Raw genomic sequence first — 25,008 nt, 5'->3', positions numbered from 1 at the left:
TCATGCTATCAAGCAATAAGAATGCGCAGCCAAAGGTCGTTTGGCATGCTTGAACAGTCAAAGAGAAACCAAGCCAATTCCATTTGAGAGGGGTCAAAACATGAGTCACGTCGTTAAATTGCGCCAGAGTGCATTGTTATGCAGCATTATTGCTGCATCCTTAGTCGCCTGCGGTGGGGAAGCCGTCAAACAAACACCGCCGCCTAAAGCTATCGGCTTAGGTATCTTTAGCGGGCCACCCGCAGCACCAGTCGATACAGTCAGTTTTGCAGGCATTCGCAACAATTTCTCCATTACCCGCACCGCCACTGGTTTTGCAGTTCAAGATAAGATAGGCAGTGGTGGCACTGTCAACGTATCGAATACGTCCATTCTAAAATTCAATGACGTTAGCATCAATCTAGCCGTGGGAGATAAGTCCAAAACGATTCCAGAGGCCAGCCTCAAAACTTTGGTTGAGTTGTATATTGCCTTCTTTAATCGTGTTCCCGACGCGGATGGTCTATCGTATTGGATCGACAAAATCAAAGATGGCATGACGGTCGATGCCTTATCCAATAGTTTCTACGGTGCTGCAGTCGAGTACTCCAGTTTGACCGGCTATTCTGCGAGCATGTCGAATGCAGACTTTGTCAAAATCATTTATAAAAATGTACTCGGTCGTACTGGGACCACTGCACCACCAGATGCCGACATCAACTATTGGGCTGGTCAACTAGCGAGCGGCAATTCATCGAAGGGCAATTTGGTCGCAACCATGTTGAATTCAGCGCATACTTTTGCTGGAGATCCGACTTGGGGCTGGGTCACGCAATTACTCGACAACAAAGTCAACGTTGGTCTATTTTTCGCGGTCGAGCAAGGGTTAAATTACAACTCCCCACAAGAGTCGATCGAAAAAACTATGGCGATTGTTGCGAAAATTACCGCCGCGAGTACCACGGAAGCAAAAAACACGATCAACATGCTCGATACCAGCTTCAACGCAAGCGCTGCGTTTAATCCTAACGGCAATACTGGAAACAACAACGGAAACAATAACGGTAACAACGGTGGCAATAATTCAGGCAGTGGAACGGGCGCATCCAAAGACTGCTACAACATGAATCTGATCAAGCAAGGGGTTACTTATAGCACCGAGATGTCGTCCACGGTCGCTAGTCTTGGAACAACCACTGTGTATGTAGTGAATTACAAACCCAATGGTACGGTGAACTTTAAAGGCACAAATGCGCAAGAACTATTGACCGATACCACCATACTAAGTGGAGTTGGAACCGGCACGGTCAGCAAAATTAAGTCCTATATCAATGTTTACGACAATGAATCGCTCGCCTATGGCAATATCGTCACACTCACTCTACCAGGCTTTGGCGACTACAATGTCGTAGCAACCATGACGCCGCCCAAGCGCACACCTTTTTCGATGGCGGTGAATGAAACTTACGAACAGACTTATAAAGTAAAACAAGAAGCGGTCGGTAGTGCATTCCCGATTACCTATCCAGAAGTGACGCAAACTGATAAATTGAGCTTCTTAGGAATCGAGAGCGTGACTGTTCCAGCGGGAACCTTCTCCGCCTGCAAATTCAAAAATGAAACGACGAGTGATGGTGCGACGGGGATCGCCTACACTTGGCAAATCGCGGATGCCAAGTACCGTGGTCTGACTGCTAAAATCGAAGCAAAAGATGTGTTAACGGTCGCGACTAAGTTGAGCATACAAGGCCAATAATTCAAAAACTGAAGAAAAAAAGCGAGAATCACATTACGTGAATCTCGCTTTTTATTTCGGCTTATTCCAAGCTAATTCAAATTATTTCAACTTAATTCAAATTATTTCAACTTAATTCAACTTAGTTACGCTACTTAATCTCTTCGATGTCCTTAGAATTTACCTTGATCGACGTCCTTGATAAACTGAATTAACCCTGGAAAATAGTTTGCACTATCGTCATACATCGACATATGACTGCCATTCGGACAAGTCAAAGCCCGACCTCGCTTGACCTTGGTCGCCATCTGCGCCATGTAGGCGGGATCCATCGTGTCGTGCTGACCGCCAATTGTTAAAGTGGGAACAGTGATCTTGCCAAGATCGGCACTACGGTCCCAATTGAGTAATTTGCCGCTTGCCCCCAGTTCACTCGGTCCTTGCATCGATACGTAGATTTTACCATTCACGTGTTTAATCGCGCGCTTCATTGGATCCGGCCAATTTGCCTCGGGCATACGCAACACATGTTTCTCATAGTGGTGCGGAATTAAGAGCTCCATATAACGTGGATCTTCATATTTTCCTGCGGCTTCAAGCGCCTGCGTTTCCTTTAGCACGGACTGATCCATAGCGGGCATCAAGACATTTTTTGCATAGTCGTTATAGGCTGGAATACTATCGACCATATTCGAAATGATCAGCCCTTTCAAGTTGTTCTGGTACTTCAACGCGTATTCCATCGCGAGGATACCGCCCCAAGAATGCCCCAATAGATAGAAATTTTTGGCATCGAGTCCAAGCGCTATACGCACTTGTTCGACTTCCTCAACATAGCGCGGCAAATCAACCAAACTTGCATCCTCAGGTTGTTCACTGTAATACGATCCAAGTTGATCGTAGTAGTAGTACTCAATTCCTGCGTTCGGAAAATAGCTATCAAATACCTCGAAGTATTCATGGGTCATCCCTGGCCCACCATGCAAAAGCAGTACTTTCATCGTCGGATTGTTACCAACACGCTTGGTCCATACCTTGAAATCCCCCTTAGGTGTGGTGATCTTGACCAATTTAACCCCACCCGATAAACGATCATCTCGTTGGCTATAATCAAGGTAGGCGGGTGATGCGGTCGCTAATTGATCGGTAGTGTTGGTTTTCGGTGATTCGACCTTTTGACAGGCCATCAAACTCAGTAAGCATATCGCGAGTATCCCTATTTTCATTTCGACTCCTTTTCATGTTGATTTCTTATTGAAGACAACTGCTGAGACAGCCATCTCTACTCTTTATTTTCTTTTAGTACTTGTTCAATACGGCGATCGGGAATGAGCCACATCAACGCCACCGCAACATAAATTAACTGCGAGAGCAGGGCAAGTTGAAAGGCCAACAAAATCGCTAACGCATACAGCAACAGAGACAATTTTCCTTTTATGTCCGCACCGATCGCTTTTCGTAATAAAGAGCTGTCACCGGCCGAACAAATCAAACTATATTGCAACATCCAATACGCCAATGCGGCCATAAAAAGGTTCAGACCATAGAGCGCCGTCGGCCCCGCAGCGAAATGATTTTCGCCCATCCATCCTGTGGAAAAAGGAATCAATGATAGCCAGAATAATAAATGTAGATTCGCCCAGAGGTTGCCCGCACTAATTTTATGAGTCGCATGCAACATGTGATGGTGATTATTCCAATAGATTCCAATATAGATAAAACTTAGCACATAGCTTAAAAATACCGGAAGCAAGGGCAACAGCGTCGTCAATTCACTCCCATGCGGTACTTTTAATTCCAACACCATGATTGTGATGATGATCGCAATGACACCATCACTAAAAGCTTCAAACCGCCCCTTTCCCATTTTGATCTCCTCTGCTTATATTTTTATCACAAATAAAACGCTATCGACTTTTTCGACCACGATTACAATCTATTCCTGAATTCTCCGATTCAAAGACAAAAACCCATCCCCGTCCTGCAATTTAGAAAATTAAACCATGTCAGAACACTCAACCACTTCTCCCAGCTTTTCAGAGGCTTGCCGATTCTGGTTCAAATTGGGCTGTATCAGTTTTGGTGGTCCGGCCGGACAAATTGCGATTATGCATCAGGAATTAGTCGAACAACGTCGTTGGATTTCCGAACGTCGTTTTCTGCACGCACTGAACTATTGCATGGTTTTGCCAGGTCCAGAGGCACAACAACTTGCGACGTATTTAGGATGGCTTTTGCATGGGACACCCGGAGGCATCGTGGCAGGTAGTTTGTTCGTCTTACCCTCCCTATTGCTTATCATCATTTTGTCGTGGGTCTATCTGGCATTCGGCAACTTGCCTATCATCGCAGGGATTCTCTACGGAATAAAGCCCGCAGTCGCTGCTATTGTGATCCACGCTAGCTATAAAATCGGTACTCGAACATTAAAAAATAGTAGTCTCTATGGTATCGCTGCGATCGCATTTATCGCTCTGTTTGCATTTCAGGTTGGGTTTCCGTTCATCATTTTAGGCGCTGCCGTGCTGGGCCTTCTTGGTGGAAGATGGATACCTCAACACTTTTGCGGGTCCCATGCATCGGCCAATACAAACCCGTCGCCAGCACATCAAAGGCGCGCTGTGATCGATGACGATAGTCCCCGCGCGCAACACACCCTATTCCATTGGTCAGGTTTATCTCGCGTGATCCTGACTGGCCTATTTCTATGGGCCTTACCACTATGCAGTCTCTGGATTGCCTTCGGCTGGCAACATAGTTTGACGCAAATGGCATGGTTTTTCACCAAAACAGCTTTGTTAACATTTGGCGGAGCCTACGCCGTTTTACCCTACGTGATGCAAGAGGCCGTCGACTACTATCGATGGCTAACGCCGACCCAAATGATGGACGGCCTGGCACTCGGTGAAAGTACGCCTGGCCCCTTAATCATGGTGCTGAGTTTTGTTGGTTTTGTGACGGCCTACGTGCAGCAATTATTCGGTCCAGAACAACTCTTTTTAGCGGGAAGCTTTGCTGCAATTTTAGTGACTTGGTTTACTTTCTTGCCATCTTTTATTTTTATTCTAGCAGGTGGCCCATTGATTGAAAGCAGTCAGGGCAAATTACAGGTTGAAGCACCACTCAATGCGATCACCGCTGCGGTGGTTGGCGTAGTCTTGAATTTGGCGATCTTTTTTACCTACCATATCGTCTGGCCGCATGGATTCAACGCACAAATTGATACTTTGGCTGGCTTAATGACCGCCTGCGCCGTGATTGCTTTATTTCACTTTAAAGCCAAAATTCAATGGACCCTGATTCTATTTGCAGGACTAGGACTCTCGTTCCAGCTTTTATAATAACTGAGACAAAAAAAGCGATACCAAATTGCGTATCGCTTTTCTCGTGCGATCCAAATCGCAGGCAAATTACTTAACCCAACTTGACGCCGCTAACGTCCGCCGTTAAGTAGCCGACCGCTGCACCGAACCGATCTTTGTAATTGGCACGGACCAAAGGATCCAAAGTTGCTTGCACTTTCCCGTGCAAAGACGCGCTCCAATCACCTGGATGCTGGAAATTGCTTGTGATATAAGTCCATCCATTCAGATCATCTACCACATGCAAACCTGTCGCTTCGCCCCCACTCGGCATCGACATCAAGCGGGATAATACCTTGGTGTCCACGTTATATGCCCAGAGGAAGTTATTCACATGGTAGCCGCTGTCTTCGCCAATAAATAAAGTCCGTAGTTTTTCGGAGAATTTGAGATTATCTGGATTGCCAATTTTATCTGGATTCGCCAAATTGCCGAGTGTGTCAGCCGCAATATCTTCACCTACTAACAGGGCTTTAGTAAGATTAGGAACCCATTCTGACTTGATAGCTACTCCAGCTGTATCGCTTTGTCCACCGCTCATCGTATGCGCCATGATACCGCCAGCGACTAAAGGTTTTTCCAATGCAATGCCACTCTGCGCATTCCATCCTTTTGCATTGTCTTTGACCATGGAATCGACCATATTTTGCAACGCAGAGTAAGCGATTTTGTCTTTGATATTGACGGTGGTACCTTCCATTTTTGTAAAGCCCATACTACCGCCCGCCAAATAAGCATAACGATGCGTCTCTAGAAACGCTGCTGCCTTCTCCATACCTGGTTTTACTTTGACCCAATTTGCTTTTCCACCAAACCATATTTTGGTATAACTTGGATCCGCTGGATCAGTTTTGGACACACTCATAATGTCGGATGGCTTCAAGGTGTTGGCCAGCGTCTCAATTTCCGCGCTGGTCGCATGACCCAAATTGATCCAACTCAATTTGGCGCCCGCAGCCGCCGGATCAATCGAAAATCCAGCACCAATTTTCGCGACATACAAGGTTCCTGCTGACAAATCTTTTTCTACATCCGCGACAAACATAAAGAGCCCACTATTTGTCGCATCATCACCCATTAAGACCGTACGATTATCTGGCATCACTTGAACCAATTCGTGTGAAATTCGACCGAGGCAATAATGTTTTTTGATCGTACCAGTTCCATCTGGGTTCACGGTCACTTCGGGCAAGTGTCCGTAATGATATGGGTTAGCGGCAGTCTCGCTACCAAAAGTATTCTTGCTAAAGGCCTTAAATTGCGCATCGCTGTCGATAAACTGCGCATCAGGTTCGTATTCTTCCGAAGATAAGTGTGTGCTCCACGGTGACAAACTAGAGCCGCAAGTGATCCAGAGTCCGTGGGCTTTTGAGGTATCGACATTATGGTATTTGACGAGACTTAATTTTCCGGTTGTTTGGTCCTGATCAAGTGTCAAAACAGCAATAGGGGAAGGTAATTGACCGTACCGATCTGCGAGAGCTTGATCTCGAGTGGTGTATTCAAATTGAACAACGGCGAAGACTGCTTTGCCCTTAATCCCAGAAACACTAGGATTTGGCAGGGACAGTAACGAGGTGCCGTCTGGAGAATCAGAAAAAAATTGACGCTCTTTGCCTGCAACTGAGCTATCCAAAATCGGCTTATTATTAATATCGTAGTAACCACCCGCGAGTATTTTTCCGCCCTTTCCATCATCGACCATATCACCTGTAATAAAGAAAGTTTGATACGCGAGCTTGTAATCTTTCTCGCTCTTGTCACTCATAATCACTTTTAACGTTGAACCAACTGTCGTCGTTGCCATCGCGGCCGGATTTGCTAATGTTGGCGCTGGCATACCACCAAATACTGCCGAAACAAAGCTTGGCGCTGGTTTTGTTACAAGCTCCGCCGTATTGGTACTACCGCCGCAAGCTGTCAGCATAGAAGCAACAGAAACTGAACCAAGCGGCAGCAGAGGTGCGCCTGCTAAAAATTTGAGCGCTTGACGACGTCCAAGATGAATTTGATTTGACATGATTAGAGTTCCAAAAACAATAAGTACAAAATGCTGAACAAGAATAATTCAGCGCCTTCAGATACGGATGCGTGATCAAATGATCGAAGCACTTGATTTGGCGAGTATAGAAAGCAAATGTGACGAATTGATGAATTAGAAAACCTATTTCAGTACAAAGCTTATGACACACAGAAGTCACTAAAATCTGTCATAAAGACGAAGCCATTTTTACGCAAAAAAAAGCCTGCAAAAAAATTTGCAGGCTCAAACCGGTACTACTCACTTCCATACTACATGATCACGTATTCAAGAAAGTGGTGCTGACTTGAATACGCTTAACAACAAAAGTAATCTCTAAGAGGCGACCACCTTCGCTTTCTTGCCACTAATGGCATAAAAGACTTTCATCACCAAGCGGTAAATTAAGCGGACAAACGTCAAGGTCAACACAGCTTCTAACAATGTGACACAGACCGCTAATACTTGGTTATAACTTGCAGCACGCCGGCCCATTTTCGCCATCATACGATCGCGTGCAATTTCAATACTGTCGTAGAAACTCGGCACTACCAGCAAGGTTAAGATGGTAGAAGTGATGGTGCCGCCAATAATCGCGATCGCCAGTGGACGATAGAATTCACCACCTTCACCAAGCCCTAGTGCAACCGGAATCATCCCCGCGATCAAAGCAAACGTGGTCATCAAAATCGGACGTAAGCGAACCCGCCCAGCGTGCATCAAAGCCTCTTCACGATCCATCCCTTCTTTTTCCTGCTTACGTGCTGCGTCGAGCAATAAGATCGCATTTTTTGCCACCAGTCCCATCAACATGATGATGCCAATAAAACTCATCAAGTTAATCGTACTACCCGTAATCATCAAAGCAACCACCACGCCGATCAAAGACAAAGGCAAGGACAACATCACGGCCAAAGGTGCGGTGAAAGAACCAAACTGCATCACAAGTATCAAATACATCAAGCCAATTCCTGAGATCAAAGCAATCAACATTTCGGTAAACAACTCGTTCTGATCTTGACCTGCCCCAGCTAAGGACAAACCATAGCCTGGTGGGTAATTAAACGATTCTGCTAATGCCATCGCTTCTTTGGTGACCTCACCACTAGAACGGCCTTGTGCATTTGCGGAAACCGTGATCGTGCGCTTGCCGTTGCTGTGCTCAATCGCAGAGGGGCCTTTGCCCATCGTGACTGTCGCAATTTGATCCAAAGGAACCATCTCATTGGTGCCAGAAATGGCTATCGGTAAGCGTTCGATATTCTCTTTACTGACACGGTCAGATGGATGCAAGCGTACCGCGACGTCACGTGTCTCACCCGTTGGATCGACCCAGTCGCCGACTTCAATACCAGCGAAAGCAACCCGTAAAGCTTGTGCAGCGTCATTAATAGAAATTCCCATTGAATTCGCTAAACCCCGGTTCATTTCTATTTTTAATTCTTTTTTCGGATCTTGTTCTGACAAACCAACATCCACCGCACCCGGCACTTTGCGTAGTTGTTCCATATACGCATTTGTAATTTCCATGAGCTTGCGTGAATCTGGTCCAGTGAATTCAATTTGTATCGGCTTACGAGCACCATTATTCAAGTCGTCCAAAACCACATATTCGGCGCCCACTAATTGCTTCACTTTTTCGCGTAGCTCGACTGCAATCTCTTTGGCACTGCGCTTGCGCGTATTCTTCTTGCCAATGTCGACATAGATCCGTCCACCTGCCGCATTGATATTACTATTCGTTTCCTTAACCTCAGGAATCGAACGCGCCATCTCTGCTGCCCGCTCCATTTTCAAACGAGCGTACTCAACGGATGACGAAGCAGGTGTGCGCACTTCGATCATCAAATTACCGGAATCGGCGGTTGGCAAGAAGCTAGTGCCGCCAAACTTGGCTTGTAATACCAGCGCACCAATAAATGTCGCGAGCGCGATTGCTCCCATCCAACGGCGGTGATGCAAAGCCCACGCAATCACGTGCCCATATCGGTCTGCTTGGCTATCAAACCAATCATTAAAACGCGCTAACACCTTGCTCAGGCCTTTTTTGGGTGCTGTGTGATGATCCGCTGGATCTCCCCAATACGCAGAGAGCATAGGGTCGAGGGTAAAGGAAATGCCCAAGCTGACCAATACAGAACAAGTCACGGTCAATGCAAAAGGTCGGAACCATTCGCCCGAAATACCAGGCATAAACGCGACCGGAATAAATACCGCGATAATCGAGAAGGTGGTTGCAGCGACCGCTAATCCAATCTCTGCGGTCCCCTCCAAGGCGGCGGTGCGCCGGTCAGAGCCGTTTTGCATATGACGTACGATATTCTCACGCACGACGATCGCATCATCAATCAAGACACCAATGGCCAAGGACAAGCCGAGCAAGGTCATGAAGTTCAAGGTAAAACCGCACAACCATACTGCGATAAAAGCCGCGATAACAGAAGTTGGCAAACTTAAAGCAGTGATGAGCGTGGAACGCCATGAATTCAAAAATGCGTAGACAACAAAAATCGTCAATACAGCACCAAAAATCAAGGATTCGATCACATTATTCAAACTATTTTGCGCATCTTTACCACCGTCACGGGTCACTTCTAATTTCGTACCAGGATGATCCTTAGCGAGTTCTTTATTGATGTCTTCCACAGCTTTGACTACATTTTTTGCCACACTAACCGTACTCGCCTCGCGCGAACGGGTTACTTGTATCCCGACATTGGGTTTTCCACTGCGTATACTTAAACCATTGATGTCAGCAAACCCATCCTCAATCGTGGCGACTTGACCCAAGCGAACAATTTGATCGCCACGCCGTTTTACGACGATATTTTGAAATTCAGCCGGACTTTCAATCCGTCCAACTAAACGAATACTTTCTTCCTCCAAATCACCACGCACTTTGCCAACTGGCGCATTGGTATTTTGACTGCGTAATGCAGCGACCACTTCTCCTGCAGATACATTAAATTCGCGCAAGCGCTCGGCCCTTAGCAAGACTGACAGTTCGCGCCGTAACGCACCATTGACGTTCACAGTAGCGACGCCTGCAATGCCACGCAATCGGGTCGCTAAAGTATCTTCAGCAAGACGTGAGATCTCTGCATGACTTTGGCTACTAGACGACAAGGCCAAGTTCAAGATGGGTTGGGTCGACGGATCAAAGCGCTGTACGATAGGTTCACGCATTTCCGTTGGTAACTTATAGCGCACTGTCGAAATCACGTTGCGGACTTCTTCAGCCGCCTCGATCATATTTTTCTTAAACGAAAAGCGCATTTCAAATCCAGCGCTGCCCTCGTTCGCAAAAGAGTAAACCTCGTCGACGCCAGATACACTTTGCAATGACTTTTCGATGCGATTAATAATTTCGCGCTCGACCGTATCGGGAGAGGCACCTGGATAGGGAATGCTAACGAATAAGCCTGGGATCTCAACATCGGGATTTTGGTTTACTCGGAGTTTACTCATCGCGAGCAAACCCATCGCCATCATCGCGATAATTAAAACAATCGTTGCGATCGGACGTTTAATACTGAAATCAGATAAAAACATGATCAGTCCTTCATCGCAAGTGTGGTGTTCGCTAAAGCAGTCTTGGTCGCACCTGTATTGGCCATTTCAACCAGTTGACCATCCTTTAGACTCGAGTTCGGATTGCGCATGATCACATCACCAGCCACAACACCGCGACGTACTTCGTAGTTCCCCGTGCGTACATCACGACTACCGAGTGCCAATTCGACTTTATTCAAAGTTTTTCCTTGTACTCGCCAAGCGAACGATTTATCACCTGATTTGACAATCGCGGCTTCTGGCAACATCAACGCGGAAACGGTTTCTGACTCAATATTTCCCTCTGCGTACAGGCCGGAAACGCGCGGTTGTTTACTATCGGCAAAGGCGACCAACACCTCAACCTGACGTGTCACATCATTTGCAGCGGGGTCGAGGCGCGTCACCTTGCCTCTGAATTCTTGATTGGCATAGCCATTGATACGGAAACTCACTGCCTGACCGATCTTTACTAGGCCAATCTTGTCAGCTGAAACGCGTCCGACAAAACGCATACTGCTTGGGTCAACTACTTTCACCAATTCCTTGCCAGCCAATGCAGTATCACCCGCTGAAACTTTACGTTCGCTTACCACACCATCAAACGGCGCACGGACAATCGTGCGTTGTAGTTGCTGCTGCGCCTGTACGGCGCGTGCTTTTGCCGCTGACACTTCACTTTGCGCAGCATTCCGACGAACTTCTGCATCATCCAAAGCTTGCATCGAGGTCATTCCTGATGCGCGCAAAGTTTTCAAGCGCTGCAAATTTCTCTCAACTTGGTCTAATGCAAGTGCAGCATTGCGCGCCGCATCATTGGCAGAATTCAAATTGTCGCGGATTGAAGTTTCATCGAGGCGAACAATCACGTCACCACGTTTCACCGCCTCACCGTTTTCCTTCAGTACTTGCAAAACGACTGTCGATACTTCTGCTCGTAAGTCTGCTTTACGCTCAGGTTGAATCGAACCCGTCACCACAGGACCCGAAGCAAGCGCATTATTCTGCAAATTCAGGACGTCTTCAGACGCAATGATCAATTTTTCTGGGCCGGTTTTCGCTTCTCCTTTTGCGACACTAGCTGACGCACTCGCGCTCGCTTTCTGAGTATCTTGTGGAGCGTTCCCACAGGCTGTTAAGCCAGCAAGAGCGGAAGCGATCGCGATTACGATTAAAGTTTGACGTGACATTGTAGGTACCTGCTTATGTATTAGTGGAATGGGAGGATTCGCGATGGTGAGTATTCCTTTTTGCAAATGGGTCTTCAATACGCAAAGCAGTGAGTTGCGCAAAAGTGGGGATGAAACGCAAAAAAACCGGAATGAAATGAAATCAAGAACGCTAATTAGCGTCAGCTATGTCTTGAGAAAATGGCATTTTTTTAATCTTTTGAATTATTTTTAGACGGTGTCAACAAGCTCGAGCAAGCCACAGAGAGGCAAACGAACACCAACCAATTCCACGACGCGCAGAATTGCCTCGTACGCGAAGTAAAAAACGCGTCTACACAATCTCTCCTCGCTATTTTTCCCAGAAATTCTCACTGACTGCGACTTTTCCTCCTTATTTGTTCAGTAAATTTGCCTAGTTCATCAAGCTTAATTTGTATCAAATGCTGACCACCCGGCTAAGCTTATCTGGGCTCAGCGTGCGTGTTATCATGCAGGCGTGACGCATCGCATTAGTTTCATGAATTTCACCCTATGAGTATTCAAAAATGAATTTGAATTCCGCTGTTCCTGTTTTGGATTTCCGTATCGCCACCAGCAAAGATGCAGAAGCAATCACCGCGCTTGTCAATAGCGCCTATCGCGGCGATTCGAGCCGTGCGGGCTGGACGACGGAAGCCGACCTCCTTACCGGTGTCAGAGTGATACCGAACGACGTCCTCAACCTGATTGAAGCGGACGGCTCGCTGATTTTGTTATGCCTGCAAGATGAGATCATTGTTGGCTCGGTTCATTTGCAAAAGACCGAAGATAGAGCCTATCTCGGCATGTTTGCAGTGAATCCTCAATTGCAAGGCGGAGGAATAGGCAAGAGATTCATGCTGGCCGCCGAAGATCTGGTGAAGCGAACATGGCAATCTCAGAAAATGTGGATGACGGTGATCACAAGCCGTCATGAATTGATCGCCTACTATGAACGACGAGGCTATGCAAAAACAGGCAAAGTGAAGGATTTTCCAGCTGAAGTTCCTGACGAATGTCGCTTAGTCAAAGAATTGAAAATGTTAGAGCTGGAAAAACGTTTGTAGTACAGCCGCACACTCAGACTATTTGATCAACATCACCGACACCCCAACTACGATTATGGTTCTGACATCTGAACAACACTCAGCGTTTCAACGCGACGGCTTTATCGGGCCCATTACGCTCATGTCCGAACAGGAGATGAATACACTCAGAAACCATATCGAAGAACTCATGCGAGAGAGAAGCGCGACTGAGAGTATTTATTCAGCCGTCGCTCCTACAATTGGAGAACGCGCGCCTTTAGAAACGATTTATGATGCCCATCTCGACCATCCGATCATTCGAAAACTGGCGACACATCCACTCATCGTCCAAACAGCTAAACAATTATTGGGAGACGAAGTTTGCATTTGGCGAAGTACGTTTTGGATCAAGTCACCAGGCGCACGCCGCATAGAATGGCACCAAGATACCTATAAAAGCGAAGGTTTTGGTTGGTTTCCAAATATCAACGTTTGGATCGCGCTCGACGAAGCACAAGAGCACAATTGCGTCTGGCTGGTGCCGGGTACGCAAATCGAAGCTATCCCACTTGAACAATTTAAAACGAGCCAGTACGTTCAGGCGCTTCAAGACAGCGAGGAACTCCCCCGTCCCCCATTTGCAATCGAAAAGACCATCGCAAAAATGCCGCTTCGCGCGGGACAATGCTTTGCCTTTGATGGAAAAACCTTGCATGGATCACCGCCAAATAAGCAAGAGACAAGACGAGCGGGCATCGTGATCCGGTTTATCCCTCGCGGTTTCCGACTGAATAATTTAAATACGCCGTTGTTAGATTGCTAGTGCTTTTCCTCAATAAACTTGGCGATAGATAAATCACTTCTTTCAGCATAGCGCCTTTGTTGCGATCTTATTTTGATACTTTCGCAGCGGGGTATTGTTCATCAAGTATATTCATCACTTCCTCTGCAAGCATCGATGGAATCACTTCAAAAGCGGTGCCTGACTGTGGTCCCGCCGACAATTTAGGCAAATTCGCATAATCTAAATTGTCCAACAATAGCTTGCAATGAGAGCGCAGAAAGAGCGTTAAATCGATCTCCGCTTGCTCTTTCAAATCACGGTCTACTAGCAACAAGTCAATTTCTTGAAATGACATACCGTTGTGCATCAAACTTGGATCAGCTGCGATAAGCAACGCATCAACTTGTGTGTCTTTCACTAAAATTTCGGCAATTTGAAATGCCGACAATTGACCGTCCTGTGTCACACGCCGCGAACCAATCCACGCAGCGCCATGATGAGCAATACCGAGATTGATGCCTCGTTGTATCGCCTGATGTTGAACAGCACCAAGCCATTCATGACTATTGGTCCCTGCGAAAAAAACAATCACAGGTATTTTCCCGCGTTGTGGAAATAATTGCGCAAAAATTTTGGCCGGGGCATCCGCACCAAACTGTGGCTTGGAATTGACTTCACAGATTGCTGCACCACTGTCCAGCCATGACTGACGGATATCCGGAATGAGAAGATCCACCGCTGCGAGATCAAGTTTTAGCGTCGCGACGGCTCGTTCCGCAAGATAAATATTGTCGGGATGGACCTCGTCGAGGGGCACTTCATAACTTGTTCCGCCAGCAGAAACATTGGCAATCACTTTCAATTTCACAATCTGGCCTTTGGAGGGAATCGATTGTAACGTCATTTTCTGCTGACTAATCAATTTCAGACTTTCGTCATCAACATGGATCACCCCTGTACCAGCCGTCCGGTTTGCATTCGCATTATTCTGCGCGATGAGCTGTTCAAGTTTCGATTTACCATCGCCGACAACTTGAGCGGGTACGCGATGTCTAACCCGATAGGCTTTACCGTTGAATACGTGAATTCGATGATCTTCGCCGCGTACGTATGTTTCGATCATAATATGCGGGCTGTGTTTTCTTGCTGCTTCAAAAGCGGCTGCAATTTCTTCAGGACTCTCCAGTTTACAAGCAACACCTAATCCCCGATCGCGGTCACAGGGTTTGACAACCACAGGGTATCCATGTTGCTGCACAAATTGCATTGCGTCCTCGACCGAACCAACTAGCTTGCTCTGCGCAACCGGCAATCCTTGTTGCCTCAACAGCGTACTCGTCAAGAATTTATTTTGTGCGAGTTGCACAGACAGATGCGGCGTCACGTCACTAATAGAACTGTCAAAACGATAGGACCGACGTCCCTGCCCAAATTGATAGATATTGCCAATTAAGCGATACCAAGGAATGCCCATTTTGTGCGCGGTTTGTAGCATAGGCATGGTGTTGATACCTCGCGGAGCTTCAGCTAAAAGCGCTTGGACTGCCTGTTGAATTCGCTTCATAGCATCTTGCCGCTGCTCCAATTCGGCATCCACTTTTAAAAGATTGAAGAGCTGTACAATCGCAACCAACAAATGCGCACTGGCTTGATGTGCTCCTGGCAAACACGGAAATATCATCTTATAAGTGCCATTCGCAAGAGGTGCGATCTTGCTATCGCAAAATTGCGGAGCACCAGCACGAGCCGACAGTTGCACATTCAAAGAACCGATTTGCTCTACCAACTTAGCTGTTTGTATCATGCGAAGACTCGGCAACAAGCCCTTGAATAGGTCTTGCAGCACATTCTCGGCTATTGCTTGATCATCAGAAACGAGCAAAATCGCACTTGCAGTCGGCTGAGGAAAGACTTTGGTCACTCCCCCGATCACACGAAATTCTTGTAGGTGAATGGATTGAGATTGAATAGGAGCTGGAGAATCCACGAATAATCCTTTTACGAATACACCCTCAGAAACTAGGCGAGTAGTCTGATGCCTTACACCGATACATGCTTGATGCTTGAAGTTTGAAGCTGCAAGCAGAAGTAGACAAATATTGTTTCGTCGAACTTAGCGCTGGATAAACGCGTCTCGCGACAAATACCGAGAACCCGGGCCATAACTGCGGACAGATAATCGGGCATCGAGCGTGTCTTCCGCACAATCAGCCCATAATTTACCTAATGCGTAAGGCTCTCGAATGATGATTTCTGCATCGGCGCGGGCAGTCTTGAGCACTTGCGCAATCACTTCGGCTTTTGGACGCACCATATTTGCTATATAGACAATATCTGCCTCACTATAGTCGTAGCTATTCCCATTACAAAATTGCGCTTCGAGATTCGACCAACCGAACTTTGCTTGTAATTGATGCACAACGTCGATCGCCTGCGCCGAAATATCAAGCGCATACACTTTTTTAATTTGGCTTTCTTCACACAGATGTATCGCTGTGACAGGCAACTGCCCACAGCCAACCATCACGACAGTTTTTCCATTAAGTTCGAGATTATCAAAAATGTCGGCAACCCTATCATAGGCCATCATCGCAGCAGGTGAGGCCGTCTCACGGAAACTCGTGTAGAGCGTGCCCGTATCCGCCAATAGACGTTGAATCTCGACTGTCTCCATTTGAATAATGTAGTCGTAATACACTTGTGTCAAACGCGGACTATGATGCATTACCTCTGCGTCATTGCCTAAGAGCTGCATGCACTGTTCATCAGTCAATTGATTCGAAAAATCGACAATCGCATTGATTTGTTCATAAGGTGTTTGCTGACTGATTTGGGTAAGCAGATTGAGAAATGCTTGGCTTGGTGTGGTATCCATCGTGTTTGGCTCAAAAAATCTTCTAAGCTCAGAATGTTACCGTATAAATCAAGCAAAACGAGTCAATCGACTGTTCTAGTATGATGCAAATCAGTCCTATACCCCGTGGGCGTAGCAAAATCGACTCAGATCGACATGTCCCTTAACCTCTTTGACGCATCTCGGTTTGCCAATAAGATGCTCCCATCGCGCATTGCCAGTTCTAATTGAGACTGATCGACGACTCGCATCGATTCGACAAAATCCAAATTCACCATCACCGACCGATGAATGCGAACAAAGCGTTGTGGGTCTAGGCGCTCAGCCAATTCAGCCAAGCCCAATCGCACCAAATAGGTTTTATTTGCAACGTAGATCCCCGTGTATTTTGAATCCGACTTCAAATAGGCAATGTCGTTCACATTCACGGGAAAAATATGACCCCGATCTTTAACTAAGATCCGTTGCAAATTCGTGATCTGTCGCGACGTCGCCAAGCTCAATGCATCGACCAGAGACTCGGTGTTTGTGCTGGCTTCATAACTTGGCAGACGTTCGACCGCCGCCTCAAATCGCTCTTGTGAAAAAGGCTTCAGTAGATAGTCAATCGCATTGAGTTCAAACGCGGTGACAGCATATTGATCATAGGCGGTCGTAAAAATCACGATTGGTTGGTAGTCGAGGCGCTTTAATACTTCGATTCCTGTCAGCTCTGGCATTTGGATGTCCATAAAGACGACGTCCGGGCGCAAATTTTGTATCATGTCGAGCGCGACCGTTCCATTGTCTGCCTCAGCCAGTAAACGTAATTCGGGTCGCTGTGCAATGCTATCGCGCAGCGATTCGCGGGCTAAAGGTTCATCCTCGGCGATTAAACAAGTCCATTGTTTCATATTGATTCTTTCTTCTCACGTCAGCAAGCACACCATCACAACATAGGCAAACTAAGACTGACTGCAAAACCCGCATCCGGTGCTGTTTCGATTTGCAAACTCGCCTGATCGCCATACGCAAGTTGAAGGCGACGCTCAATAGTTCGAATTCCCATACCCGGTGCTTGCGCAACTTGCTCCGCAACCGCGCCAGGCCCGTCATCAGTAATCTTAACACTCAGAAATTTCTTATCACTTGATAACTGCGTCATGATCTGCAAGTGACTAGGCTGACTACGTGGATTAAAGGCATGTTTAATGCTATTTTCGACCAAGGGTTGTATCGTTAGCGCCGGCAACTGCAAACACAATGCTTCTGGATCGAGCCGCCAACTCACCTGCAAGCGATTGCCCAAACGAATCGCCTCAAGTTCCAAGTAGTCCCGTACAAATTGGATTTCATCGTCAAGACTGACTCGGTCCTGACCACTTTTTTCAGTCTCTAAAATATAGCGCAACATATCCGAAAATCGAAACAGTGCAGCCTCTGCTGCCTTGGTATCTTTGCGCACGAGGGCAATAATCGAGTGCAAGGTATTAAAGAGGAAATGTGGATTCAGCTTATTTCTCAACGCGCTTAATTCCGCCTCGACCAATAGACTATGGGCGCGATTGATCGCCAATTGCTGGCTAACTGCCGCCTTACTTGAATGAACTGCATGGAAAATGCCTGCAATCACGCCGTACATCATTAAATTGTAAAGAAATGGCCACATATACCAAATCATAGGCTGCGATCGACGCAAGCTTGCTTGTGGTCCATCGGATAATTCAGCCATTCCAAACATCAAGGCAAACATCACTAAAGCAAACAAAAAAGCAGCCGCGATATGTGCACAAACGACTCGCAGATTCGAATATTGGCTAAGGAACAGGAACCGACTAAAAGGCCATACCAAGGCCAGTAGCAAAGCGGCAGGCAAAGTACCAGCGATCGTACGCAATGCAATCCACCAATCGAAGCTACCTAAACTGATCCGATCAAACTGCAAGGCAAGCGAAATAAAAACGGCGTAACTGAGCCAAGCAATTCCGTAAATTCTCCACATTTTTATCATCTTTCGCCTCCACCAAGCTCAATCAACATTCAAGAATCTTTGATAACAATCAGTATCGCCCGATTTGCCAACCAATAGACAGAGAAAGTCACGAATTGAGCAATTCATCCCTCTAATTGAGTTTTAGAGGCATAAACTGCGAGAGCTCGTGAGACCAAAAATGGAAGCAATACCCCAAATTGAGCGGTATTTCCCTGCTTTCTCCTCCCATGTTGAACGCCCTCAAAGACTTATGCTAAGGGCTTCTTTTAATTGGCGGAGTTCACATGTCGGTACCGATTGGCTCATCCCCAGCAAGCATTGCTGCGATGCGCGCTTATCAACAAGTCAAACAACACGGTGAAGCGACACCTTCACGCGCCGACTTACTCGCACAAACTGAGCAAGAGCATGCCGCAACCAATCCCGCAGTCACAGCACCCGAATCGACACAAAGCCCTAAACTGAGCACCGAAGAACAAATTCAGGCCCAACGAGCAATGGAAAGAAGTTGGGGATTGATGAGTGCGATTTTGGGAACGCAGTTTGATGAGTTTGCTTAATATCGGGCTATTTATTAATTCTTCACAATCCTAGATCGCAAAATGAGCCATCGCGGTGCTCACCATCTGCGGATCGACGCGAATCCCAGAGCCAAGCTCCTTTTCGTTCGCTAACAGGAAGAGGGTTGGGGATGAGGTGGCTTGGGTTACTGTGAGAATAATTAGCTTTCAATCGCATTTAGCATTTTTGTATTCTTGCTCTTAAATGACGACCACGCATTCTTTGCGTATCTAGGTCGGGTGTGGCCGGACAGCCAATTACCTTTTTTGCTTCGCCAAAAAAGGTAATCCAAAAAAGGCGACCGTAGACTCGCCCTTTGGGTGCTTACGCTACGCTTTAGCATAATTTGTGCATCACAAAAAACGGGAAAGTGTTGAAACTGTTCTCAGGAATGTTCGCTTGTAGGCGAACATCGTTCCGCAGGCGAGGCGCATGCGCCTCGAATTCCCTGCTACACCTCAGACAACAACACTTTCTTATCCATTTTCTGTAAAGCACAAATTACATCGTCTCAAACGGTGGTAAGTCAAAGTCAAAAGCCACTTCAAAAACAACGATCATTAACGGCTAATGGAAAAATGACAGCGTGTAGATAATATGATTCTTTTTGCGATGCCTTACTCTATGTATCGTCATTCCCGCTTAGGCGGGAATCTAGCGGCTTAAAAGCCTAACGTCACTGGATCCCTGCCTACGCAGGGATGACGCCTCGATTTTCTAGCCCAGTTGAACTCCTTGACGGTCGACACTGTTTGTTTTGCTGTTGCTGTTGCTGTTGCTGTTGCTGTTGCTGTTGCTGTTGCTGTTGCTGTTGCTGTTGCTGTTGCTGTTGCTGTTGTTTTTGACTTTAACGCAGTTCCACTTCTGACACTGCCAATTGTGCAAGACAGAAAATGGATAAAGAAAGCTTCGTTGTTTGAGGTTTAGCCGGGGTTTCGATGTGCATGCACATCGCCGGCGTTACGATTTTCGCTTGCAAGCGAAAATGCGCCCTGCAAGGGAAGCGAGTTTCGAAGCTTTCCCATTTTTTGTCTTGCTCAATTGGGAAGCCGAAGGCCAGTGGCAGCGTGGTCGCCTTTTTTGGGTTACCTTTTTTGGCGAAGCAAAAAAGGTAACTGGCTGTCGGGCCACACCCGACCTGCGAACGATGAGTTTGTGTAAAGGCAAATACGGAAAATACAAATTCAGTAACTCGTTCGCGAGAGGTGGATCAAGCGATATAGGTGATTTAAGCTGTGAGCAGTGGGTTACGCTGACTCTAACCCACGCTACAAAAAGATTGCGACTTATCGCGTTTGGTTTGAAAACATTGAATCTTACATCGGTCCTAGAGCCAGTTCTAATTCGATAGATGTGATTTCACCGAGCTTGCGACTTTTCACTAAAGTGACGGTTGGAGAGAGCTCTGATTTTGTATCGATAGTGATTGGTTCATCTACCTCGCGCAGCAATCTCTGTTTAATTGCGCGTTCCAAAGCGTTGGCGGCAGCATTTAAATTAAATATCGTATTGGGGTGTAGCGTGGCTAATTTACGTAGCGCGATTGAGGCACTTTGCGCCATCGTATTGAGCGACAGTTTTTGGTAAGGTAAATTTCTTGATTCGAAACGGATCGTTAGAACTACGTACTCGCATCCCCAAGATTTCACATGAAATGTTTCGCCTGAAGTCAAAGTGAAAACCTCTTGGATTTCATGAGCGCCTATAGTTTTGACCCTGTAAGTCTTTACGTTAGGAGCTTTATTTTCAAGAATTGCTTTTGGTTGATCGAGTGGGCAGTCATCTCCAATCGCAAATGCACTCTGTGTCACCAAAAGAAACGTGAATAGGATGATGGTGAGTTTTAGTCCGTGCGACATAGGTTTCCAATCAATGATGTTGATACATGCCTGACGTGAAATTCGTTCGGAAAAATTAAAATCTCTACAGGAGCCATCGCAATCTAACAGCGCCTGCAGAATTGTTTCACGGTTAATATGAGCGCTGTCCATCACAAATTCGGCGCCAACCACCGCTCAACATCCTCCTTAGCCACCCCACGCCGCGCAGCCATATCCTCAACCTGATCCTCAGCAATCTTCCCAACACTAAAATACTTAGATTCAGGATGCGCAAAGTAAAAGCCCGACACCGCAGCACCCGGTATCATCGCCCATGATTCAGTAATGAACATCTCGATTTCTTCGCACTGCATTTGCTTGAACATGTCGGTCTTCACCGTATGTTCAGGACAAGCAGGATAACCCGGTGCTGGACGTATGCCAGAATAATTTTCTTTGATCAACTCTTCATTGCTCAATACTTCGTCAGAAGCATAGCCCCACAAATCTTTACGCACACGTTCGTGCAGATATTCGGCGAAAGCTTCTGCCAAACGATCTGCTAAGGATTTGAGCATGATGCTACTGTAATCATCGTGCGCGTCTTCGAAGCGTTTTTCGTGCTTTTCTATGCCTAAACCTGCGGTGACCGCGAACATGCCTATGTAGTCGGTGATGCCGCTGTCTTTTGGCGCGATGAAATCACTCAAGCATTGGTTCGGACGTTGGATGCCATCGACGATCGCTTTTTCGGTTTGCTGGCGCGTGCCGTAGTAGGTGAAAGCGACTTCTTGGCGTGTTTCATCGGTGTAGATTTCGATGTCGTCATCATTCACGGTATTCGCTGGCAACAATGAGATCACACCGTTGGCAGTGAGCCAGCGGCCTTCGATGATTTTTTTCAGCATCGCTTGGCCTTCGGCATACACTTTGCTCGCGGCTTCACCGACCACTTCGTCTTTCAGAATCGCTGGGAAAGGACCTGCTAAATCCCAAGTCTGGAAGAAGGGACCCCAATCGATGTAATTCGCAATCGTCGCTAAGTCCACGTTTTTGAATACGCGACGACCAATAAATTTTGGCCGTACTGGCGCTTTGTCACCAGTGAATTCAAGCTTCATTTTATTCGCACGTGCTTGCGCCAAGCTGACCATCGGTGTGGCTTTTTTGTTCGCATGCAAAGTTCGGACACGTTCGTAATCGGTGCCGAGTTCGGCGATGTATTGCTCGCGCGTTTCTGGCGTTAACAACGATTGCGCGACCGATACCGAACGTGAAGCATCTGCGACATACACGACCGGGCCTTCGTAATTCGGCGCGATCTTCACCGCGGTATGTGCGCGACTGGTCGTTGCACCACCGATCAATAAAGGAATCTTCATCATGCGGAAATGCGGATCGCGTTGCATCTCTTTGGCGACGTAAGCCATCTCTTCTAAGGATGGTGTGATCAAACCGGAGAGACCAATGATGTCGGCATTTTCTGCTTTGGCTTTTGCCAAAATTTCTGAGCAAGGCACCATCACGCCCATGTTGACGACTTCAAAATTATTACATTGCAACACCACCGTGACGATGTTCTTGCCGATGTCGTGCACGTCACCTTTGACGGTGGCGATGACAATTTTGCCTTTCGGTTTATTATCGCCGCTGCGTTTCTTTTCTTCTTCAATAAAAGGTACTAGATGCGCTACCGCTTGTTTCATCACACGGGCAGATTTCACGACTTGCGGCAAGAACATTTTGCCTTGTCCGAACAAATCACCGACGATATTCATACCCGCCATCAACGGGCCTTCGATCACTTGGATAGGGCGACCCCCTGCGTTCATCACATTCACACGGGCTTCTTCGGTGTCTTCGACGATCCAATTGGTGATGCCGTGCACCATCGCGTGTGCCAGACGTTTTTCAACCGATTCATTACGCCATTCCAAGGTCGCTTCTTCTTTTTTGCCGCCAGCTTTTAAGGTCGCCGCGAATTCAATCATGCGTTCGGTGGCGTCTTCTCTGCGGTTCAAGACCACGTCTTCTACGCGTTCGCGCAATTCCGCATCGAGTTCGCTATACACGCCTATCATGCCGGCGTTGACGATACCCATGGTCATGTCGGCCTGAATCGCGTGATACAAGAACACGGTGTGAATAGCTTCACGCGCAGGGTCGTTACCACGGAAAGAAAAACTCACGTTCGACACGCCGCCACTGATTTTGGCGCCAGGCAGATTTTGATGTATCCAACGTGTCGCTTCGATGAAATCGACTGCGTAGTTATTGTGCTCTTCGATACCGGTTGCGACTGCGAAAATATTTGGATCGAAAATAATATCGTAAGGATCAAACGCACATTCATTCACCAACAAATCGTAAGCGCGTTTGCAGATTTCTATCTTGCGTTCGTAAGTATCCGCCTGGCCTTTTTCATCGAAGGCCATGACGATCACCGCTGCGCCATAACGCTTACACAGTTTGGCGTGATGCAAGAATTGCGCTTCACCTTCCTTCATGGAAATCGAGTTGACGATGGCTTTGCCTTGTACGCATTTCAGACCCGCTTCGATCACTTCCCATTTGGAAGAATCGATCATCAAAGGGACACGGGCGATATCAGGTTCAGACGCAATCAAATTCAAGAAGCGAGTCATCGCCGCTTGCGAATCGAGCATCGCTTCATCCATATTGATGTCGATAATCTGTGCGCCGTTTTCCACTTGCTGACGTGCCACCGCTAAGGCTTCGTCGTATTGCTCATTCAAAATCAAACGCGCAAAGGCTTTAGAGCCAGTGACGTTGGTGCGTTCGCCGACGTTCACGAACAAAGATTGCGCATCAATCGTGAATGGCTCTAAGCCAGACAAGCGCATCGCTGGTTCTATCGTTGGTATAGCGCGTGGTGTTTGTGTTACGAGGATATCGGCAATGGCTTTGATGTGGCTAGGGGTGGTACCGCAGCAACCACCAGCGATATTGATGAAACCCGCTTCAGCGAATTCTTTCAAGAGCGCCGAAGTATCGGCTGGCAATTCATCAAAGCCGGTATCACTCATAGGATTGGGCAGACCCGCGTTCGGATAAATACAAACGAAAGTATCCGCAATCTTGGACAACTCTTCGGCGTACGGACGCATCAATGCGGCGCCAAGCGCGCAGTTCAGACCGATGGTCAATGGTTTCGCATGACGCACAGAATTCCAGAAAGCGGGTACGGTTTGACCGGACAAAATACGCCCCGATGCGTCAGTCACGGTGCCAGAAATCATAATCGGCAAAGTACTGCCGGTTTCTTCAAAATACTGATCAATCGCGAATAAAGCGGCTTTGCAGTTGAGCGTGTCAAAAATCGTCTCAACCAAGAGGACATCGGCACCGCCATCGACCAAACCGCGTACTTGCTCGTGATAAGCAGCGACCAGTTGATCAAAGGTGACGTTACGCGCTGCTGGATCATTCACGTCTGGCGAGATTGAAGCAGTTTTTGGCGTAGGCCCGAGTGCGCCAGCGACAAAGCGCGGCTTATCCGCACTCGAATATTTATCACATGCAGCACGCGCAATTTTTGCCGACGCCACATTCATCTCATACGCCAGATGCGCCATATGGTAATCGTCTTGCGCGACCGTGGTAGCACCGAAGGTATTGGTTTCGATCAAGTCCGCACCCGCTGCCAAATACTGTTCGTGAATTTCTTGAATCACGTGTGGCTGCGTCAATGACAGCAATTCATTATTGCCTTTGACGAATAATTCACGAATCCCTTCTGGGCCAGTAAAGTCTTTAAAGCGCTCGCCGCGATAATCGGCTTCGGTCAATTTGTAGCGCTGTATCATCGTTCCCATCGCACCATCAAGAATCAGGATACGTTGCTGGAGTAGTTCGCGCAGACGCGCTTCGGTGGCGGAAGATTTCAGAACGGTGGACATAATGTGTGGATGATGAACGCTAAAAACAAAAAACCCGATCGGGCTGACACTAGCGGATCGGGTAAGAAGTGGGCGATTTGGTAAAAGATTACTACCTTTAGCTGCACTTATTACGCGCCCGCAATCTGAGTCTCAAATCGGCGCAGGAAAACAAGCTGAAATTATACGTGATTTCGAATGAACTTCCTAAAACAGGATCGTGTTTCATAAAAACCATGTTTATCCAGCGTC

Annotated in this window: 17 protein-coding genes; 6 read left to right on the top strand and 11 right to left on the bottom strand. The window is 47.1% G+C overall.

What is annotated here, in order from left to right; all coding sequences use genetic code 11:
* Positions 1–100: 100 nt before the first annotated feature.
* On the top strand, positions 101–1,735 hold the full coding sequence (locus KDM90_RS11795) for a DUF4214 domain-containing protein (protein WP_212675799.1): 1,635 nt from the start codon (positions 101–103) through the stop codon (positions 1,733–1,735).
* Positions 1,736–1,887: 152 nt separating this feature from the next.
* Here KDM90_RS11795 and KDM90_RS11790 read toward each other — a convergent pair whose 3' ends face one another.
* Both KDM90_RS11790 and KDM90_RS11785 read right to left on the bottom strand, forming a co-directional pair.
* On the bottom strand, positions 1,888–2,940 hold the full coding sequence (locus tag KDM90_RS11790) for a proline iminopeptidase-family hydrolase (RefSeq protein WP_212675798.1): 1,053 nt from the start codon (positions 2,938–2,940) through the stop codon (positions 1,888–1,890).
* Between the two features lie 56 nt (positions 2,941–2,996).
* On the bottom strand, positions 2,997–3,581 hold the full coding sequence (locus KDM90_RS11785) for a TMEM175 family protein (RefSeq protein WP_212675797.1): 585 nt from the start codon (positions 3,579–3,581) through the stop codon (positions 2,997–2,999).
* A 136-nt stretch (positions 3,582–3,717) separates the two neighbouring features.
* Between KDM90_RS11785 and chrA the strand changes: the two genes are divergently transcribed.
* The gene (gene chrA / locus KDM90_RS11780; RefSeq protein WP_212675796.1) at positions 3,718–5,055 is read left to right on the top strand and encodes a chromate efflux transporter; all 1,338 of its coding nucleotides are present in this window, start codon (positions 3,718–3,720) and stop codon (positions 5,053–5,055) included.
* Between the two features lie 73 nt (positions 5,056–5,128).
* On the opposite strand, the gene KDM90_RS11775 is transcribed toward chrA, so the two are convergent.
* The 3 genes from KDM90_RS11775 to KDM90_RS11765 form a co-directional block, all read right to left on the bottom strand.
* Positions 5,129–7,096, bottom strand: a complete 1,968-nt coding sequence (locus KDM90_RS11775; protein WP_212675795.1) for a PhoX family protein — start codon at positions 7,094–7,096, stop codon at positions 5,129–5,131.
* 336 nt (positions 7,097–7,432) lie between these two features.
* Positions 7,433–10,648 carry an efflux RND transporter permease subunit gene (locus tag KDM90_RS11770; RefSeq protein ID WP_212675794.1) on the bottom strand — a complete coding sequence of 1,072 codons (3,216 nt, stop codon included), beginning with the start codon at positions 10,646–10,648 and terminating at the stop codon, positions 7,433–7,435.
* A gap of 2 nt (positions 10,649–10,650) precedes the next feature.
* A complete protein-coding gene (locus KDM90_RS11765) occupies positions 10,651–11,838 on the bottom strand; it encodes an efflux RND transporter periplasmic adaptor subunit (RefSeq protein ID WP_212675793.1) in 1,188 nt (395 codons plus the stop codon).
* A 527-nt stretch (positions 11,839–12,365) separates the two neighbouring features.
* On the opposite strand from KDM90_RS11765, the gene KDM90_RS11760 reads away from it, so the two are divergent.
* Positions 12,366–12,905, top strand: a complete 540-nt coding sequence (locus KDM90_RS11760; RefSeq protein ID WP_212675792.1) for a GNAT family N-acetyltransferase — start codon at positions 12,366–12,368, stop codon at positions 12,903–12,905.
* A gap of 55 nt (positions 12,906–12,960) precedes the next feature.
* Positions 12,961–13,689 (top strand): phytanoyl-CoA dioxygenase family protein, encoded by a 729-nt coding sequence (locus KDM90_RS11755; RefSeq protein ID WP_212675791.1) that lies wholly within the window; start codon positions 12,961–12,963, stop codon positions 13,687–13,689.
* Positions 13,690–13,756: 67 nt separating this feature from the next.
* Here the strand turns inward: KDM90_RS11755 and KDM90_RS11750 are convergent, their stop codons facing one another.
* The 4 genes from KDM90_RS11750 to KDM90_RS11735 form a co-directional block, all read right to left on the bottom strand.
* A complete protein-coding gene (locus tag KDM90_RS11750; RefSeq protein ID WP_212675790.1) occupies positions 13,757–15,637 on the bottom strand; it encodes an ATP-binding protein in 1,881 nt (626 codons plus the stop codon).
* Between the two features lie 126 nt (positions 15,638–15,763).
* The gene (locus KDM90_RS11745; RefSeq protein ID WP_212675789.1) at positions 15,764–16,525 is read right to left on the bottom strand and encodes a class I SAM-dependent methyltransferase; all 762 of its coding nucleotides are present in this window, start codon (positions 16,523–16,525) and stop codon (positions 15,764–15,766) included.
* A 125-nt stretch (positions 16,526–16,650) separates the two neighbouring features.
* Positions 16,651–17,397, bottom strand: coding sequence for a LytR/AlgR family response regulator transcription factor (locus KDM90_RS11740; RefSeq protein ID WP_212675788.1), 747 nt, complete (start codon positions 17,395–17,397; stop codon positions 16,651–16,653).
* Positions 17,398–17,432: 35 nt separating this feature from the next.
* The gene (locus KDM90_RS11735) at positions 17,433–18,485 is read right to left on the bottom strand and encodes a sensor histidine kinase (RefSeq protein ID WP_212675787.1); all 1,053 of its coding nucleotides are present in this window, start codon (positions 18,483–18,485) and stop codon (positions 17,433–17,435) included.
* A gap of 275 nt (positions 18,486–18,760) precedes the next feature.
* On the opposite strand from KDM90_RS11735, the gene KDM90_RS11730 reads away from it, so the two are divergent.
* Together KDM90_RS11730 and KDM90_RS11725 are read left to right on the top strand one after the other, a co-directional pair.
* On the top strand, positions 18,761–19,036 hold the full coding sequence (locus KDM90_RS11730) for a hypothetical protein (protein WP_212675786.1): 276 nt from the start codon (positions 18,761–18,763) through the stop codon (positions 19,034–19,036).
* A gap of 736 nt (positions 19,037–19,772) precedes the next feature.
* Entirely contained in the window at positions 19,773–19,964 is a 192-nt protein-coding gene (locus KDM90_RS11725; protein ID WP_212675785.1) for a hypothetical protein, read from the top strand.
* A gap of 389 nt (positions 19,965–20,353) precedes the next feature.
* On the opposite strand, the gene KDM90_RS11720 is transcribed toward KDM90_RS11725, so the two are convergent.
* Positions 20,354–21,028 carry a hypothetical protein gene (locus tag KDM90_RS11720; protein WP_212675784.1) on the bottom strand — a complete coding sequence of 225 codons (675 nt, stop codon included), beginning with the start codon at positions 21,026–21,028 and terminating at the stop codon, positions 20,354–20,356.
* Positions 21,028–24,777, bottom strand: a complete 3,750-nt coding sequence (metH, locus tag KDM90_RS11715; RefSeq protein WP_212675783.1) for a methionine synthase — start codon at positions 24,775–24,777, stop codon at positions 21,028–21,030. The genes KDM90_RS11720 and metH overlap by 1 nt, the downstream gene beginning before the upstream one ends.
* Positions 24,778–25,008 lie beyond the last annotated feature (231 nt).

The sequence above is a fragment of the Affinundibacterium fentianense genome (assembly GCF_018139545.1).
GTDB classification, from domain to species: domain Bacteria; phylum Pseudomonadota; class Gammaproteobacteria; order Burkholderiales; family Burkholderiaceae_D; genus Undibacterium; species Undibacterium fentianense.
This window is presented reverse-complemented; position numbering and strand designations above follow the sequence as displayed.

Bases quoted from the DNA above. Each gene is read 5' to 3' on its own strand.
- KDM90_RS11785 (WP_212675797.1), bottom strand. From the start codon at position 3,581: ATGGGAAAGGGGCGGTTTGAAGCTTTTAGTGATGGTGTCATTGCGATC.
- KDM90_RS11740 (WP_212675788.1), bottom strand. From the start codon at position 17,397: ATGAAACAATGGACTTGTTTAATCGCCGAGGATGAACCTTTAGCCCGC.
- KDM90_RS11765 (WP_212675793.1), bottom strand. From the start codon at position 11,838: ATGTCACGTCAAACTTTAATCGTAATCGCGATCGCTTCCGCTCTTGCT.
- KDM90_RS11745 (WP_212675789.1), bottom strand. From the start codon at position 16,525: ATGGATACCACACCAAGCCAAGCATTTCTCAATCTGCTTACCCAAATC.
- KDM90_RS11735 (WP_212675787.1), bottom strand. From the start codon at position 18,485: ATGTGGAGAATTTACGGAATTGCTTGGCTCAGTTACGCCGTTTTTATT.
- KDM90_RS11760 (WP_212675792.1), top strand. From the start codon at position 12,366: ATGAATTTGAATTCCGCTGTTCCTGTTTTGGATTTCCGTATCGCCACC.
- KDM90_RS11775 (WP_212675795.1), bottom strand. From the start codon at position 7,096: ATGTCAAATCAAATTCATCTTGGACGTCGTCAAGCGCTCAAATTTTTA.
- KDM90_RS11730 (WP_212675786.1), top strand. From the start codon at position 18,761: ATGTCGGTACCGATTGGCTCATCCCCAGCAAGCATTGCTGCGATGCGC.
- KDM90_RS11790 (WP_212675798.1), bottom strand. From the start codon at position 2,940: ATGAAAATAGGGATACTCGCGATATGCTTACTGAGTTTGATGGCCTGT.
- KDM90_RS11795 (WP_212675799.1), top strand. From the start codon at position 101: ATGAGTCACGTCGTTAAATTGCGCCAGAGTGCATTGTTATGCAGCATT.
- KDM90_RS11720 (WP_212675784.1), bottom strand. From the start codon at position 21,028: ATGGACAGCGCTCATATTAACCGTGAAACAATTCTGCAGGCGCTGTTA.
- KDM90_RS11755 (WP_212675791.1), top strand. From the start codon at position 12,961: ATGGTTCTGACATCTGAACAACACTCAGCGTTTCAACGCGACGGCTTT.
- metH (WP_212675783.1), bottom strand. From the start codon at position 24,777: ATGTCCACCGTTCTGAAATCTTCCGCCACCGAAGCGCGTCTGCGCGAA.
- chrA (WP_212675796.1), top strand. From the start codon at position 3,718: ATGTCAGAACACTCAACCACTTCTCCCAGCTTTTCAGAGGCTTGCCGA.
- KDM90_RS11770 (WP_212675794.1), bottom strand. From the start codon at position 10,648: ATGTTTTTATCTGATTTCAGTATTAAACGTCCGATCGCAACGATTGTT.